This window comes from Pedobacter steynii (genome assembly GCF_900103665.1).
Taxonomy (GTDB): domain Bacteria; phylum Bacteroidota; class Bacteroidia; order Sphingobacteriales; family Sphingobacteriaceae; genus Pedobacter; species Pedobacter steynii.
This window is the reverse complement of the sequence record NZ_FNGY01000003.1, coordinates 217,068-233,966: the sequence shown is the minus strand read 5'-3', so window position 1 is coordinate 233,966 and position 16,899 is coordinate 217,068. Positions and strand designations below refer to the sequence as shown.

At 43.4% G+C, this 16,899-nt stretch carries 16 protein-coding genes; all 16 read left to right on the top strand.

The features are described from left to right. Positions 1-178: 178 nt before the first annotated feature. The 16 genes from BLQ87_RS09265 to BLQ87_RS09190 are packed head-to-tail and all read left to right on the top strand — an operon-like array spanning position 179 to position 16,899. Positions 179-706, top strand: a complete 528-nt coding sequence (locus BLQ87_RS09265) for a UpxY family transcription antiterminator (RefSeq protein WP_074605879.1) — start codon at positions 179-181, stop codon at positions 704-706. Between the two features lie 6 nt (positions 707-712). Next, positions 713-2,011, top strand: coding sequence for a nucleotide sugar dehydrogenase (locus BLQ87_RS09260; RefSeq protein ID WP_074605878.1), 1,299 nt, complete (start codon positions 713-715; stop codon positions 2,009-2,011). Between the two features lie 59 nt (positions 2,012-2,070). Further along, positions 2,071-3,078 carry an acyltransferase family protein gene (locus BLQ87_RS09255; protein ID WP_074605877.1) on the top strand — a complete coding sequence of 336 codons (1,008 nt, stop codon included), beginning with the start codon at positions 2,071-2,073 and terminating at the stop codon, positions 3,076-3,078. Between the two features lie 29 nt (positions 3,079-3,107). Beyond that, the gene (locus BLQ87_RS09250; protein ID WP_074605876.1) at positions 3,108-4,550 is read left to right on the top strand and encodes a lipopolysaccharide biosynthesis protein; all 1,443 of its coding nucleotides are present in this window, start codon (positions 3,108-3,110) and stop codon (positions 4,548-4,550) included. Then, entirely contained in the window at positions 4,547-5,713 is a 1,167-nt protein-coding gene (locus BLQ87_RS09245; protein ID WP_074605875.1) for a DegT/DnrJ/EryC1/StrS family aminotransferase, read from the top strand. The genes BLQ87_RS09250 and BLQ87_RS09245 overlap by 4 nt, the downstream gene beginning before the upstream one ends. A gap of 25 nt (positions 5,714-5,738) precedes the next feature. Beyond that, on the top strand, positions 5,739-6,602 hold the full coding sequence (locus BLQ87_RS09240; RefSeq protein WP_083361774.1) for a glycosyltransferase family 2 protein: 864 nt from the start codon (positions 5,739-5,741) through the stop codon (positions 6,600-6,602). 10 nt (positions 6,603-6,612) lie between these two features. Beyond that, on the top strand, positions 6,613-7,716 hold the full coding sequence (locus BLQ87_RS09235; protein ID WP_074605874.1) for a glycosyltransferase: 1,104 nt from the start codon (positions 6,613-6,615) through the stop codon (positions 7,714-7,716). A gap of 57 nt (positions 7,717-7,773) precedes the next feature. After that, positions 7,774-9,015 carry a DegT/DnrJ/EryC1/StrS family aminotransferase gene (locus tag BLQ87_RS09230; protein WP_074605873.1) on the top strand — a complete coding sequence of 414 codons (1,242 nt, stop codon included), beginning with the start codon at positions 7,774-7,776 and terminating at the stop codon, positions 9,013-9,015. 12 nt (positions 9,016-9,027) lie between these two features. Next, the gene (locus BLQ87_RS09225) at positions 9,028-9,624 is read left to right on the top strand and encodes a sugar transferase (protein WP_074605872.1); all 597 of its coding nucleotides are present in this window, start codon (positions 9,028-9,030) and stop codon (positions 9,622-9,624) included. Beyond that, a complete protein-coding gene (locus BLQ87_RS09220; protein ID WP_074605871.1) occupies positions 9,621-10,706 on the top strand; it encodes a hypothetical protein in 1,086 nt (361 codons plus the stop codon). The genes BLQ87_RS09225 and BLQ87_RS09220 overlap by 4 nt, the downstream gene beginning before the upstream one ends. Positions 10,707-10,711: 5 nt before the next feature. Beyond that, entirely contained in the window at positions 10,712-11,899 is a 1,188-nt protein-coding gene (locus BLQ87_RS09215) for an O-antigen ligase family protein (RefSeq protein WP_074605870.1), read from the top strand. Further along, positions 11,892-13,031, top strand: a complete 1,140-nt coding sequence (locus BLQ87_RS09210) for a glycosyltransferase (protein WP_074605869.1) — start codon at positions 11,892-11,894, stop codon at positions 13,029-13,031. Before BLQ87_RS09215 ends, BLQ87_RS09210 begins: the two co-directional genes overlap by 8 nt. A gap of 21 nt (positions 13,032-13,052) precedes the next feature. After that, positions 13,053-14,258, top strand: coding sequence for a pyridoxal phosphate-dependent aminotransferase (locus BLQ87_RS09205; protein WP_074605868.1), 1,206 nt, complete (start codon positions 13,053-13,055; stop codon positions 14,256-14,258). Next, positions 14,242-14,844, top strand: coding sequence for an HAD family hydrolase (locus BLQ87_RS09200; protein ID WP_074605867.1), 603 nt, complete (start codon positions 14,242-14,244; stop codon positions 14,842-14,844). Before BLQ87_RS09205 ends, BLQ87_RS09200 begins: the two co-directional genes overlap by 17 nt. Further along, positions 14,780-15,835: an ATP-grasp domain-containing protein gene (locus BLQ87_RS09195; RefSeq protein ID WP_074605866.1), complete on the top strand. Its 1,056-nt coding sequence runs from the start codon at positions 14,780-14,782 to the stop codon at positions 15,833-15,835. The genes BLQ87_RS09200 and BLQ87_RS09195 overlap by 65 nt, the downstream gene beginning before the upstream one ends. Then, positions 15,832-16,899: a glycosyltransferase gene (locus tag BLQ87_RS09190; protein ID WP_074605865.1), complete on the top strand. Its 1,068-nt coding sequence runs from the start codon at positions 15,832-15,834 to the stop codon at positions 16,897-16,899. The genes BLQ87_RS09195 and BLQ87_RS09190 overlap by 4 nt, the downstream gene beginning before the upstream one ends.

Below are 16,899 nucleotides of genomic sequence, written 5' to 3'. Positions count from 1 at the left end.
AATAGAAAACAAGCTTGAAAAGCGTTTGATGTGGTGACAGACCGGTACTCAATCCCGGTAAATTCAAAAAAGTAAAAGGGGGATACGGAAAATTTCTTAAAGACAGGAAACATCATGTAAGTGAGGAGGCGAAGCCGTATAAAGCCCGTAGTCTATTAACATTTCTCAAAATAAAACTATGGAAAGTCTATCCGCACTCAGGGTCAATGCACCTAAAAAATGGTTCGTCATCTATACCCGCCCAAGATGGGAAAAGAAAGTTGATGAATTGCTTAAACTACAGGGAATCATGAGTTACTGCCCCCTGAAAAGAGTGAAACATAAATGGGCGGATAGAATTAAAGAAGTGGAATTGCCACTATTCAACTCTTATGTATTTGTCTGTGTCGATCCAAGGGAAGAACTCAAAGTAAGGGTTACCCTGGGGGTGATGAATTTTGTGTATTACATGGGTAAACCTGCACAGGTAAGAGATGTGGTGATAGAGGGTGTAAAAAAATGTATGGAAACATTTTCCGATGTAGAAGTGGTAGACCTTCAGCACATGGAGGTCGGCGACCGCGTAATGATTAAAGAAGGGTTGATGAACCATAAAGAAGGGCAGATCATTAAACTCAGACAAAAAAATGTAGTCGTGGTTATCGATAGCCTCAACTGTGTATTGATGACGAATGTAAATATCGAAGATCTCGAACTCATTAACTGAAATAAGATGGTAACTCAAGTGCTTAAAGGACTGAAAATTGGCATCGTCGGACTCGGATATGTAGGTTTACCCCTGGCTGTAGCCTTTGCCGGAAAATATAAGGTATTTGGTTTTGATTCAAATGCAGAGCGGATTGCCGAACTGAAAATGTGGTACGACCATACGCTGGAGATTGAAGGGGAGGTGCTGATGAAAATCATCACGAACGATTGCAGCACTTTAACAGGCTTGTTTTGTACCAATGAACTGGAAATGCTGAGGAAATGTAATGTGTATATCGTTACAGTTCCCACACCGGTGGATAAGAACAACCGCCCGGATATGACGCCACTCCTGAAAGCCAGCAAAACCATAGGCCGCGTTTTGAAGAAAAATGATACGGTGATTTATGAATCTACCGTCTATCCAGGGGCGACAGAAGAAGAATGTGTTCCGGTGCTGGAAAAAGTATCGGGACTAAAGTTCAATACCGATTTTTTTGTCGGCTATTCGCCGGAACGGATCAATCCGGGAGATAAGGAGCATACGGTCACCCATATTTTAAAGATTACTTCCGGTTCTACACCTGCTGCGGCCGATATGATCAATGACTTGTACGGCTCAGTGATCTTAGCCGGAACTTATAAAGCATCGTCGATAAAAGTCGCCGAAGCAGCTAAGGTGATTGAGAATGCACAACGCGACATCAATATTGCTTTTGTCAATGAATTGGCGATGATTTTCAATAAACTGGGCATAGATACAGGCGAAGTACTGAAGGCCGCGGGAACGAAATGGAATTTCATGAAATTTCAACCGGGCCTGGTAGGCGGACATTGTATCGGTGTAGATCCTTATTACCTGGCGCAAAAAGCACAGGAACAAGGCTATTATCCGGAGATCATCCTGGCCGGAAGAAGGATCAACGACCGCATGGGAATTTACATCGCCGATGAGCTGGTGAAACGCATTGTGGCGTCCCGAAAAATGGTGGATTGCAAAGTGCTGATCCTTGGCTTTACCTTTAAAGAGAACTGCCCTGACGTTAGAAATACCAAAGTGATAGACATTGTAAGGAGGCTCAGGGAATACAACATACAGGTGGTGATCCATGATCCCTGGGCAGATCCGGCACAAGTGGAACGTGAATATGGCGTGATTTGTCAGAATGGAGAATCGAAAACGCGAAAATATGATGCCATCATCCTCGCCGTAGCACACCGTAAATTCAAGGATATCGATATTTCGGCCATGTGTAACGCGCAGACCATCGTCTATGATTTAAAGTCTTTATTGCCGGATAAACTGGTCAATATGCGCTTGTAACGCACCATTATAATTCTTGTAACACACCACTATAATTCTTGTAATACACCATTATCATTATGGTACGCTTAAAAGAACTGGACGTTTTAAGGGGGATTGCAGCAATTAATGTCGTGCTTTTCCATTATACCGCTAAATTCAGGTTGAATTTCGGTCATGATTACCCTCAGAAATACGATTGGAATATTGGCCAGTATGGTGTAGAACTGTTCTTTATCATTAGTGGCTTCGTGATTTTTATGTCGCTCCAGGGTAAAACAACAATCGGGGATTTTGCTTATAAACGCTTTTCGAGATTGTATCCGACCTATTGGATTTGTATGGGCCTTACTTTCCTGATCGTTGGCCTGGCCAATGATCCCAAAATTGAAAGTCAGCCGCCAGCAGTATTCCTGATGAACCTGACGATGTTTCAGGGGGTGTTCAATGTTAAAAATATAGATGGCGTATACTGGTCGCTGATTCCTGAATTGTTTTTTTATGTGAGCATGGGACTGCTGTTCCAGCTCGGATGGTTAGACAAGGTGAGGACGATAGCCGTGGTTTGGCTGAGCTTAATGATCGGCAACAGCCTATTTAAATTGCCCTTTGGGGCCTATTTTCTGAACCTTGACTATGGCATGTTCTTCATGGCAGGGATTCTTTTTTACCAGCTCAAATTTGCAAAAGGCGATTGGCATGAACACCTTTTAATCGCTTTCTGTTTCCTTGCAGCGGTATTGCAACACCCAGGAATGACGCTGTTTTATGTGTTTGTTTTCATCTTTCTGCTGTTTTATCTGTTTGTATACAACCAACTTCAAATACTTACCTGGAGGCCGTTTATATTTCTGGGGTATATCTCTTATCCTTTATACCTCCTTCATCAGAACATTGGTTTCGTGTGGATGAGGATAATGGCGCGCTACATTCCTAATGAATACCTCCTGATATCGGTTACCATTGCGCTGATTGTAACCATAGCATGGCTGGTGACAAGGTTTTTAGAAAAGCCGGTGCTTCATTTCTTAAGAAACCTAAGGGTTCAGAGGCAGGGATACGCCAACGCTTTGCAAAAACAAAAATAACCTAAACTGCCATTCGGAGCATCAGTATCATGAGCTTAAAAAAGGAGACCTTATCAGGATTGATCTGGACGTTTACACAGCAATTCAGCGTACAGCTGATCAGTTTCTGTATGACGATTATTCTGGCCAGGATTTTAATGCCTGCGGAATTCGGGCTGATCGCGATGCTGAGCATATTTATTGCCATAGGTAACTCCCTTTTGGACGGCGGACTGGCTTCTTCATTGATCCGGTCGACAGACCTTACACAGGATGATTATTCTACTGTTTTCTATTTTAACCTGCTGGGAAGTATCCTGATTTATGGTTTGGTATACCTGATTGCCCCCCTGGTTGCTGCTTTTTACCACCAGGATGTGCTGACCTTAATCTTAAGGATATACGCACTGGATTTTATTCTGAATGCTTTTTTCAGTGTACAAAATGCAAGGTTAATCAAGGAAATGAAATTCAGGATTCAGATGCTGATTCAAATTCCTTCTGTATTGGCAGGCGGAATGTTAGGTGTCTTCCTCGCTTTAAATGGTTATGGGGTCTGGAGCCTGGTGTGGATGGGTTTGTTCCAGTCTTTTTTATCAACGGTGATGCATTGGCTCTATTCCGGATGGACACCGGATTTCACCTTTAGCCTGGCCTGCTTTAAAAAGCATTTTCATTTTGGATATAAAATGACCCTCACGGGATTACTCGATATTCTGTACAAGAACGTATATGTGTTGATTATTGGTAAATACTATGCGGCGGCACAATTAGGTTATTATTCAAGGGCAGAATCGGTAAGCCAGCTGCCGGTAACGAATATTTCGGCAGTGATCAATAAGGTGACTTATCCCATGTTCTCTAAAATTGTGGACGACGATGAAAAATTGAAATGGGTGTACAAAAAGCTGATGCAACAATTACTTTTCTGGAATACCCCGGTATTGATCCTGCTCGCCGTCATCGCTGAACCCTTGTTTAACTTCCTGCTCAGCAGCAAATGGCTGCCGGCAGTACCTTACTTTCAAATCCTTTGTTTCGCGGGCATCATGTATCCGTTACATTCCTATAATTTAAATATTCTGAAAGTAAAAGGGCGCAGCGACCTGATCCTTAAACTGGAATCTGTCAAAAAAGGAATTTGTGTGGTTGGGATTTTATGTGCCGTCCCTTTCGGGATCTATGGACTGCTTTATTTTCAATTGATTTTCAACTTCATCGGATATTATATCAACTCTTTTTACAGTGGTAAAATGATCAATTATTCTGTCCCTGAGCAATTGATGGATGCAGCTCCGATCATCGGCAACTCCTTTCTGGCAGGGCTGCTGTGTTATCTCGGCGATTTATACTGCCTGAAACCGCTTTTCTTATTTGACCTCAGCAGAATCCTGATCGATGGTGCTTTCTTTTTGATCATTTATCTCGCTGGAAGCAGCCTCTTCAGGCTTGCCGCAATTCATGATTTTAAACAATTAATCCTAAAAAGATGATACCTGTAACCAAACCATTTCTCCCTGGAATTCAAGAATTTGAATCGTATATGAGCAGTATTTGGGAGCGACAATGGCTCACTAATAACGGGCCATTGGTCAACGAATTGGAGCTGAAACTGAAAAATTACCTGAATATCAAGCATTTGCTCTACGTTTCTAACGGAACCATGGCCTTGCAGATCGCGATTAAAGCGCTGGACCTGAAGGGGGAAATTATTACCACTCCATTTTCCTTTGTGGCCACCACAAATAGTATCGTATGGGAAGGTTGTACGCCTGTATTCGTAGACATTGACGGAGAAACGTTTAACATTGATCCCGCTAAAATTGAAGCAGCCATTACCCCGAAAACTTCTGCAATTCTGGCTACCCATGTCTACGGCAATCCATGCGATATCGATGCGATTCAGAAAATTGCAGACCAGCATTCCCTGAAAGTAATTTTTGATGCCGCACATTGCTTCGGAACGAAATATAAAAACAAATCGGTCTTCGAGTACGGAGACATCAGTACCACAAGCTTTCATGCAACCAAGCTCTTTCATACGATTGAAGGGGGCGCAGTATTTACCAAATGTCCGGATTTACTGAAAAAAATGGCCTTAATGAGGAACTTTGGCCATAACGGCCCGGACGAATTTGCAGAACTGGGGATCAATGGTAAGAACTGTGAGTTCCATGCAGCAATGGGCTTATGTAACCTTAAACAGGTAGACGATATTCTGGATAAAAGAAGGTTGCTTTCCTTTTATTACTGGAAAGCCCTGGCTCCGCTGAAAGCAAAGTATCCTAAACTCAACGAAAACCTGGACTATAACTATGCTTATTTTCCGGTGCTGTTTGAGAACGAGGAATTCATGTTGAACTGCCTGAAAGCATTGGAGAATGAAAAGATCTATTGCAGAAGGTATTTCTATCCGCCACTTTCCAGTCTGCCTTTTCTTGCCCCGTCCTATATGCCTGTTTGTGAATCTGTGTCTTCCAGAATTATGTGCCTGCCACTCTACCATACCTTAACTTCCAGTGACCTGGACCTGATCACCCGGATCATCCTCCGGGTTCAGAATTATGGGCAGCCGGAATCTTCGGAAAAAGTCAATGTTCCGATCGAAGCCTTACACCCTGCATTAACCATCGCCCAAAATGGGGCGGCTCATTAGTTTTCGCACTAAATGTAACCCTCTTATGATGAGTACCAGACCTGAAATTATGGTGAGCGTATGCTGCATCACCTATAACCATGAACAATATATTGCCGGAGCGCTGGACAGTTTTCTGATGCAGCAAACGAATTTTGAATTTGAAATCCTGGTTGGAGAAGATTGCTCTAAAGATGAGACGAAGTCAGTGATTCAGGGATATATGGATAGATATCCCGGGCGGATCAGGTTGATTCATCATGAACCCAACATTGGTGCGATCCGGAATCAGGTGGATGTGATCACCAAATCCAAAGGGAAATATATCGCCCTTTGCGATGGGGACGACTTCTGGACGGACCAAAGGAAACTGCAAAAACAGGTTGATTTTTTAGAGGCCAATCCGGAGTACGTGATCTGTTGCCACCACACCAAAGTCATCAATGAACATGACGAAACCGTTTACCTCAAAGAAAACCCGGTCAGTATGGAGTTTGACTACCAGGATGTCTTGCTGGGGAAAAGAGAAGAAACCAGGATTTGCTCGCTCATGATCAGAAACATCGATGCGGTAAGGTCGGTCGGGCAACAGCCCTGGTATTTCGATACGTATGGGACGGATACGCTTTTTAAGCTTTATGCGCTTGCCAGTACGGGCAAGAAAATATTTGTATTGCCGGATGTGATGGCTTGTTACCGCCTGCATACCGGAGGGATCTGGAGCATGATCGACTCCCGGATCAGGAAGCGGAGAATGGTCAGTGATTTCAACCTGACGATTAAAAATTTTAAATATTCCGGACTGATGAAAAAGGAACTGCTCAAAATTTATATCCGGCAGTATTTTCTGTTTGACCTCAGAAACCGGGAGATCAACAATGCAATGAATACGATTATGAACTTATTATAATACCTGCGCCATGTCTGGATTAAAATTGGTTTTTGTGATTTATACCCTGCAAAAAGGAGGGGCCGAACGCGTGCTGTCTACCTTAGGGAATAGTTTTAGTGAAAGGGCCTATGAGGTGGTTATTGTTTGCATGAACGATGCAGAACAAGGCTATCCGCTGGCAGAAGGAATCCGGGTCATCCCGCTCCTCAAAAGAAAATATAAACAGAATGTTTTTAGAAGACTGATCTATGGAATGCTGACCTATTTTCGGCTGCTCGGGGTTTTGCTCAGAGAAAAGCCTTATTGTGTCATCTCCTTTATGACGAGCGCAAACCTATGGACAGGATTGAGTTGTGGTTTGCTGAAAATACCTTATATCGTATCGGAAAGGACCACTCCCGATCATACAATCAACCGCTTTAATTTTTTCTTCAAATGGATGTCTTACTTTGTTTACAGTGGATCTAAAGCGGTAGTTGTACCAGCCAAAGGCATAGAGGCCTGTCTGAAAAACAACGGTATTTTTAACCGGCTAACCAATTACAGCATCATCAGAAATCCGGTATATGTGTTCAAATCGAAGGAACATCTGATTGTGCACCACCGGAAATTTATTCTTGGCGTTGGCCGCCTTTCCTATGAAAAGGGTTTTGACCAGCTGATTGATGCCTTCAGTAAACTGAGGATCAAAAACATCGACCTGATCATCGTTGGTCAGGGATTGGAAAAACCAAATTTAACAGCGCAGATCAACAGGTTGAATTTGCAGGACAGGGTGATTCTTGCCGGAGCTAAGGACGACCTTCAGGATTATTACAACCAGGCAGAACTGTTTGTCCTGCCTTCCAGAAATGAAGGATATCCCAATGCCCTGATTGAGGCGATGAGTAGTGGATGTCCTTGTGTTGCCGTGGATTGTGAATTTGGCCCTTCGGAGATCATCGAAGATGGACAGAATGGGATACTTGTTCCTCAGGGCAATATTCCTGCAATGACCAAAGCAATGTTTAACGTTCTTTTTGATTTAAGCCTTAAAAAGAAACTGGGAAATGAGGCCAGACTGATCGGTCAGACCAATTCCCTGGAAGTCATCTCCGACAAATGGGAAGCGCTTATTCTCAGCCCTGCTTAAAGCCCCTTCATCATCTCTAACATATCCATCTGTAGAACCAACAAAAATTTAAAGATTATGAATATTCCATTTTCTCCGCCATTCATCGATCAGGCAGTGATTGATGAAGTATTGGAAACCCTCCAGACCAACTGGATTACATCGGGTCCAAAAGTTAAAGCCCTGGAATCTGAATTGATCACGCTGACGGGCACTCCCGCTGCGGTTTGCGTCAATTCATGGACTTCAGGTGCCATCATGATGCTCAATTGGTTTGGTGTTGGGGCAGGGGATGAGGTGATTGTGCCTGCATATACCTATTGCGCCACCGCCTTATCGGTATTGCATTGTGGCGCAACACCGGTTATGGTTGATATTCTGGACGATTTTACCATAGATCCTGAGATGATTAGAAAAAAGATCAACATCAGGACCAAGGCCATCATTGCCGTGGATATTGCGGGTTTACCATGCCATTACGAGGAGTTGAAAGCCCTGATAAGAGAGCCGGAAATCAAGGTGCAGTTTGTGTCCAAAACGGCCAGACAGGCAGGGCTGGGAAGAATCCTCCTGATCGCTGATGCGGCGCATTCGATTGGCGCAATGTACAATGAAAAACCTGCTGCCCAGCAATGTGATGTGACCATATTCTCTTTCCATGCAGTGAAAAATATTACGACGGCAGAAGGGGGCTGTATTTGCCTCAATCTGCCGGAACCATTTGATAATCAGGAAGAATATGCCTTTTTGAAACTGTTCTCGATGAATGGGCAGAACAGGGATGCTTTTGCAAAATCTAAGGGCGCAAACTGGCGTTACGATATTCTTTTTAAAGGTTTTAAAATGAACATGCCGGATATCTGTGCTGCAATCGGCCTTGCACAGATCAGGCAATATGTAAAAACTTTATTGCCGCTTCGAAAAATCATTTCCCTGAAATATGGAGATGCCTTCAGGGGCTACGACTGGTTTATTGAACCAGTGATGAAATCGGAGAACAGGGAAGCTTCTTACCACCTTTTCCCATTGCGCATCAAGGGAATCACCGAGGCCCAGCGGGACCGGGTGATCGATGAGCTCGTGCTCCGGGGAATCAATGTGAACGTGCATTTTATCCCCATGCCGATGTTAACGTATTTTAAAAGTCTGGGTTATGCCATTGCAGATTTTCCGAATAGTTATAAGCAGTATTCAACTGAAATTTCATTGCCGATCTATCCTCAGCTTACTGACGGGGAAATCGTCTACATCACCAATGCGGTGATCGAATGTGTTCGTCTGGTAACAGGAGTGAAGAAATTGGTAAAAGTTTTATCTTAATAATTGGGGGCCATGGATGCGAAAAGATTGTTCGATATATTTTTTTCCCTGATGGGGATATTTTTCCTGCTGCCGGTATTCTTACTGGTCTCTGTCTTATTGAAAAGAGAGCATAAAGGGCCTGTATTTTACAGGCAGACCAGAGTCGGACTAAACCAGAAATGTTTTCAACTGATCAAGTTCAGGACGATGTGTCCTGATGCAGATAAGATGGGCTTACTGACAATAGGGGATCATGATGCCAGGATTACCAAAGTAGGTTGCTGGTTAAGAAAACATAAAGTGGATGAACTTCCGCAGTTGCTGAATATTTTGAAAGGGGAAATGAGCTTTGTAGGGCCAAGACCGGAAGTGCCTAAATACGTAGAAATGTACGACAGCAGTCAGCAGCGGGTGCTGAGCGTAAAACCCGGAATTACAGACTGGGCTTCCATCAGGTATATCGACGAAAGCAGCTTGCTGGCTACCGCAGAAGATCCGGAAAGCTTTTATATCCACAATGTGATCCCTTCTAAAATTAGTCAGAATCTGGAATATATCGATCATCATAACCTGTGGATTGATTTTAAGATCATTTCTTATACGCTGAAGAGCATCCTGCTGAAATGAAACTTTTAAAGATTCTGGATTGGCCTTCAAAACAATATTATGGAGAGACCCATCACTTTCACCGGTGGAAAAAGCAATTGCTGAACCATGGACTGAAAGTGGAGTTTTATGTAGATCATCGTGATCCGCGTTTAGCTGATGCCGATTATGTATTGATCCATTCCCGTTATTTTGCCACGGGCTGGCAAAACATCAATATCCGGAATGCCAGGAATGAGGAAAATCTCTTTCGTTTTCTCCAGGAGCTGAGGGGATCTGCAGATCGGCTCATTTGGTTTGACGCTGCAGACTCTACGGGTTCATACGATTTTCCTGTGCTGCCTTATGTGGATGTTTTTCTTAAAAAACAGCTGCTGCTGAACAGAGATTATTATGTAAATCCGGAGGGGGGGAAAGACATCCGGGTATGGCTAAATTGTTTTTCACCGGAGGAAAGAAAACGGTTTGATCCCTGTCCGCAGAAGGAACTTCACAAGCTAAGGCTGGGATGGAATATCGGCTTTAATGATTACCGGTATTTTGGATACAAGATGAGCCGGCTGAGCAATTACCTGAGTTATAATTTGTATCCTGTTCGTTTTGCCGATGTGAACCAGCAAAGGCCTTATGACCTGGCTTACCGGGGAAGGATCCATGGGGATCATGAGGGGCAGAAGGGCGTTTTTTACCAAAGAAACCATTTGCTTTCTCTTTTTAAAGAGATGAACCTACAGCTGGCAACGGGTTCCAATGTGAGTAAGACAAGGTACTGGAAAGAGCTGAAATCGTCGAAACTGAGTGTCAGTCCCTTTGGATGGGGAGAAATCTGCTACCGTGATTTTGAAACTTTTATCTCCGGAGCAGTATTGGTAAAGCCGGTTATGAGTCATATAGAAACCTTTCCGGATCTTTTTATACCAGATGAAACCTATGTTCCGGTACATTGGAACTTATCCGGACTGGAAGGCCAGTTAACAGAGATCATCAACAATTATTCCTATTACCGGCATATCGCGAGGAATGGCCAGGAGAAATACCATGAAGCCATCAATGACGCGGAGAAATTCATCAGTTTTTTTAAACAAAGCATCAATAACACCTGATTGCTATGAAACTAATTGTCACACTGCTCATGATGGGCTATCTTGGAACGTTGGCATTCGGGATTTTCCTGACCGATCTTTTCCGGATTCCTGCCCCCTTTCTGTTCTGCTTTCCGCTGGTATTTTTATTCCGGGAAAAAGGGGCGGTTAAGTTCCTGTATGCAAGAGAGCTGATTCTACTTTGTCTGGCCTTATTTTTCTATTATGTGATTGGCCTTTCTGAAATCAACAGTTTTGCTGCTAATATTCTGTGCATCATGATCTGTGCTTTCTATTTCAACTATTTTGTGGGAAATAACGAGCGGAGGTTCAACGCTTCGGTTTGGATATTTTATGGCCTGTTGCTCCTCTCTTCTATGGTGATGGTCCTGAATCATTATTATGGAGAGATGGATACCTTGAGGGAGATGATTATGGGCGATAAAATTTTGCAAAGCCCGGCAGGAATTTCACTCAGTCAGTTTGCTTATGGTTATCAGCTGGCAGCTTTGATTCCTTTCGCTTTCATTTGTACCTGTGCTTTTAAGACACCTTTAGTGCTCAAAGGACTTGCGTTAGGGACTTGTCTGCTGTTTGTTTTTCTGGGAATGCAGCGTTCTGTATTTGTTGGATTTGTGGGCGCAACATTCTTGTTTCTCGTGTTATACTATCGTTTCAAAGCCGTTCTGGTCATTGTGCTGATGGTGGTGGTTTGCGGACTGCTGTACAATTATGTGCTCAAAGATAACCTGGATTCTTCCAATAATATTTTAACAAAGAATAACCACAATGATGCCGCATACAACCGGTCCGGTCTGGCCGAAGAAAATCTGCGGATTTATACGGATTACCCTTTTGGGCTGATTTTTTACGGCAAAAACTGGAGTGATGTGATTTACCGGGATTATGTGTTTTCTTCGGGGATTACTTCTCATAATGCCTACCTGATCTTTTTCACTTATCTGGGCCCTTTTCTGGGATTGGGCTTACTGGCCGCCATTTATTATCGGGTTGGAAGCGCCTGTATTCATGTCTTTCATCACCTTAGAAAACCGGAAAATGCCATGCTGGCCTGCCTGTGCTTCTCCTTTATAGGGGTTTCAGTGAATGCCTTATCGCACAATCCATGGCTCATCAGTGCAGACGGGCCCACGGTTTTTCTCTATTTCAGTATTCTGCACCTGTACCAACGACAAAAACAAGATCATGTCTAAGATCATACATATTATAGGCAGCCTTGCAAGGGGCGGTGCGGAGCGGTTCGTGATCGACCTTTGTAACGAAATGGCCCGTAAACCGGAACATGAGATCATCCTTGTTTCGCTATGCGGAAACGTTAGAGCGGACAGTTTTCTCGACGAGATAGACGATCGGGTAACCTATGTTTCTTTTGAAAAGAAAAGCGGGTTCAGCTGGTCCGTACTGATGAAACTTACGGCCTGGCTGAGGGTTCAGGCACCTGATATTGTTCACAGTCACCAAAATAGCAGCGAGTACCTGCTGTTGTACCGCCTGGATAGAAATGAAACTATTTTTTTTCATACCATACATAACCTTGCGGAAGCGGAATGCCAGGGACGAATGCTGAAAATGTTCAGAAAGCTGTTTTATAAAAGGAATAAGGTGATCCCTGTGACCATCTCCGTCAATTGCAGCAAGTCTTACCGGGAGTATTACGGACTGAGGAATGATGTGGTGATTGAAAATGCACGGCCTCCGGTGCAGGTTACCGCAGAACGGGAGGAACTGCTAAAAAAATACAAAGGAACAGGGGCTGGCTTTCTGCTCGTTCATATTGGCCGGATCTCTCCGGAAAAGAACCAGAAGCTCTTAATCGAGGTGGTTCAGAAATGGAATGAAAGGGAACACAGGCCTTGCCGTTTACTGATCATTGGAGAGGTGAAAGAAGAGAAATTATACCAGCGCCTGAAAAAACAGGTTGGGGCTGACGACCATATTGAGTTCCTGGGTGGAAAGAAAAATGTGGGAGATTACCTGAGTATCGCAGATGCCTTCTGCCTGTCGAGCACCTGGGAAGGCATGCCGATCTCTCTGATCGAGGCGATGTCTGTAGGTTGTATTCCCGTATGTACGCCGATCGGGGGGATGAAAGAAATGATCAATACCGGTGTGACCGGTTTTTTAAGTGAGGAGGTCAGCACAGCGGCCTATTATGAAGCCTTGGAACAGGCCCTGCACAGTCCGGATAAGGCCCTTATAAAAGAGAATTTAAAGAAAGATTACGAAGAGAAATATACCATAGGCATCTCTGCCTGTAAGCATTTGAAAGTGTATGCGATTGCCATGAACTTAATGGAACATAAAGTTCGGGAACTCTATTGTTGAACCATTCAATACAGAAACAAGATGATGAAATTTACTGATGAAGAACTGATAGTTGTCAAAAAACTGGAAATCTTAAAAAATGAAGCGGGATCACACTCACCTGGCATTTTTACCTTCAGGCAAAAGCTTCCCGAGGTGGAGATTAAGATCGACGCCTGCTTTCTGTCCAACCCTTATGCAACGGAGCTGTTTATTGAATATTTCAATAAAGAAATCCTGGAAACCGGAAAGATCAGGGACCTGCTTGAATGTTACCCCTCACAGAACAGCGTGATCGCTGAAATTCTGGCTGAGTTCCTGGCGATAAATCCTAAGCAGATTTTTATAGGAAATGGTGCTATTGAGATCATACAGGCCGTGATCCACAATTTTACGGAGAAAAAGATCATGATCAATATTCCTACCTTTTCTTCCTATTACGAATATGTAAAAGAAGGGGTAGAGGTGGTGTATAATGAGCTCTCCAAAGCGGAAGATTACAGCCTGGATGTGGAGCATTACATTGCTAAAGTCAAGTTTCACCGCCCTGATACTATTGTGCTCATCAATCCCAATAATCCCAATGGTGCTTACATCAGGCTGGTCGATGTGCAGCGCATATTGGATGAATTGTGGTTTGTAAAGAACATCATCGTAGATGAAAGCTTTATTCATTTTGCTTATGAAAACAAAAGCTATCAGCTCGTTTCTCTTGCCAACCTGGTAGAGGAACACCCGAATTTGATTGTCATCAAAAGCATGTCCAAAGATTTTGGGGTGGCTGGAATCCGGGCAGGTTATGGCATTATGAAACAGGAATATGTTCAGCAGCTGCTGAACAATGGTTACCTCTGGAATTCCAACGGACTTGCAGAATACTTTTTCAGGTTATATGCGAGGAGTGATTTTGCCATGAGGTATGATATCCTCCGCGTAAAATACATTGTAGAAACGCTGGAATTTATCAAAGAACTCCGGCAGCTCCCTTATATTAAGGTCTATCCAAGCATGGCGAATTTTGTGCTCATTGAATTGACCAACGGCATTATGGCTTCGGAATTTGTAGCCAAACTATTGATCACTTATGGCATTTACATCAGGACTTGTGATGATAAAATCGGGCTCCAGGGGCAGTTTATCAGATTGGCCTCGCGCTCGAGAAAAGAAAATAACTACATCATCGAAAGTTTAAAATCCTGTCTGGAAATGAACTTTGTCTTAGATCTGATCGATGAAAGGGCTGTTTAAACCGATCTATTACGGGTTTTTCCGTCGTTTATTTAAATTGAAATTTCGGAGGATCCAGGCCGGCCTGAATCCATCGGTTCCTGTTTATATCGTAGACATAGACAATACGCTTGCGGATACCTGGCCATCTCTTCAAGAGCTGGTGCACCCTAATGAGCAAGACAGGTACCGTTCCTTATCGGTATTTCTGGGGATGCGTAAGTTTATTCTCTGCAAGCGGAAATCTGCAAAAGTGATCTTTATCTCCGCAAGAAGCTTTTTGAGCTACCAGAGCACGCAGGAATGGCTGCGGTCCTGCGGTCTAGATGGTTGCGACCTGATCCTGGTTGCCCGGGCAGCAGATAAAATGTATTTTATCAAAACGCTGATTTCAAGCGGTTTAAAGGTGGTCTGTGTGGACGACCTGAGTTATAACCATGAGCATGGTGAGATGAAGTTATACCATGAGCTGATTCAGGAGCTGAATGAACTCCCGCTAATCTATCTGGGCATTAAAGAAATAGAATTAATCAATTCATATTATGGAACCAATCACCCGAATACTCAAACGACTTGCGAGAATCTTTCAGATTATTGTCAGCATTAAATGGATCAGGTTCTGGAAGCTTTACCATTCCAAAAGCGAGATCCTCATCTGGATTCCCAATCTTTCGCTCTTCTATTTCGGGTCGGATGCTTTTATCTGGGACATGGCAACGATTGCCGGGCTGGTTGCAGAAAATAAAGAATTCAGGATCGTAACAGGGAAAAAAATCGGGAAGTATCATGATCAAAAGATTTTCTTTTCCATCAATAACAGGTACAATATCTATGGTTTTGACGATTATACCAATATTTTACTACACATCACCCGGCAGCTGGAAATTCAGGGAAATGAAGTTTTTCCAAAGCAGTGTGAGACCATTTTTTGGGAAAATAAAACCTATATGCACCAGCGGTTTTACATGGCCAGGGTGCATGAACCGAGAACAAGGATTTTTGATTCCATGAAACACCTGCTGAATGCAAAAATGCAATTCCCCTATCTGATTAAGGCAGAGCATTCCTGTTCTTCTGAAGGGGTATTCAAGATTTCCGGTTATGCAGATCTCGCCAGACTGGTTGCGGATTCCGGGTTTATCAGAAAGAACAGGCACATCATTGCCCAGGAACTGATCAATATGAGGAAAGACCTGCGGGTGATCCTGGTAGATGGAGAAATTGTACTTCATTACTGGCGGATCAATAAAGACAAAGACTGGAAGCCAACCTCAACAAGCTATGGCAGTGAGGTTGATTTTGATTCTTTTCCGGAACACTGGAGACAGCACATTATCGATACCTTCCGTTCGCTGGAACTGACCACCGGAGCTTTCGACATTACCTGGCAGGATGATGACCTGAGTACAGAGCCTATTTATCTGGAAGTGAGCCCCTTTTATCAGCCGAATCCGAAGATGGAAGCCCGGAAAAAGGCCTATGCTTTTTATAAACAACACTTTAGCCTTTTCAATTCCTGGGATGCAAAATATGTGGATGTGGTGTTCAGGATTAAACAGAAACAGGTGAAAGCTTACCTATCGGCATCAGCTTTATGAAAGCTCCGAAACGCGTGATTTTACTGACTCCTTCTATGAGTAAGGGCGGGGCAGAAACGCAATTGTTAAAATTGGGGCTTTTTCTGAAATCGGAAGGGGAGCAGGTGCTGATCATTTCGCTGAAACCTATAGATGAATTTAAGGAGGTGCTTAAAAAATCCGGACTGGAGGTGCTCTTTTTGAAAAGCTGGTCTGCGCATTTTATTTCCAACTTCCGGACACTTTATGGAAGTGTGAAAAAATTTAATCCTGATGTGGTAGTTGCCTTTATGTTTATCGCCATCATTTTTGCGCGCCTGCTGAAAACGAGGTTAAAATTTAAGCTCATCTCCAGCATCAGGATTTCTGTCCTGCCTGCAAAATGGCTGCTGCCATTTAAAATGACTACCGGATTAGACGATGCGGTCGTCTATAATTCGGCAGCCTCTAAAAGTAATTTTGAAAGCAGGAACCGGGGGTTAAAACAGGGAATTGTGATTCATAACGGCATTTTCATTCCGGATGAGGTTTTGCCGGTGGCTGAAAAAGGGGATGTTTTTAAATGGATTTGCGTAGGACATTTCAGGTGGAACAAAGATTATCCAACCTTGTTTAAAGCGATTGCGCTGATCAAAGACCAGAACTTTAGTGTAGACATTATCGGGGAAATGGGCGATGCCACCTGGCCCTATCAGATGGTTGAGGAATTAAACATTAAGGAGCGGGTAAATCTGCTTGGTTTTCAGCCCGATACTTCGGTTTACCTGAAACAGGCTGACGCTTTTGTACTCTCTTCCTTTTCGGAGGGGATGCCCAATGCGGTGCTCGAGGCGATGGCACATGCTTTACCGGTATTGGTTACAGATATTGACGGAAACAGGGAGCTGCTGAATGCGGTGAAATGTGGTTTTTTATTTGAAAAACAGGATGAATACGATTTGGCAGGCAAGCTGTTAAATATCATGAATATGACTGTGGCAGCACGGAAAACGCTTGGCGAAAGCGGAAGACAATACCTCAGAACTGAATTTTCTGAAGCCGCCGTGATGCAGCAATGGAAAACACTGATTGAAAAAACTGAATAG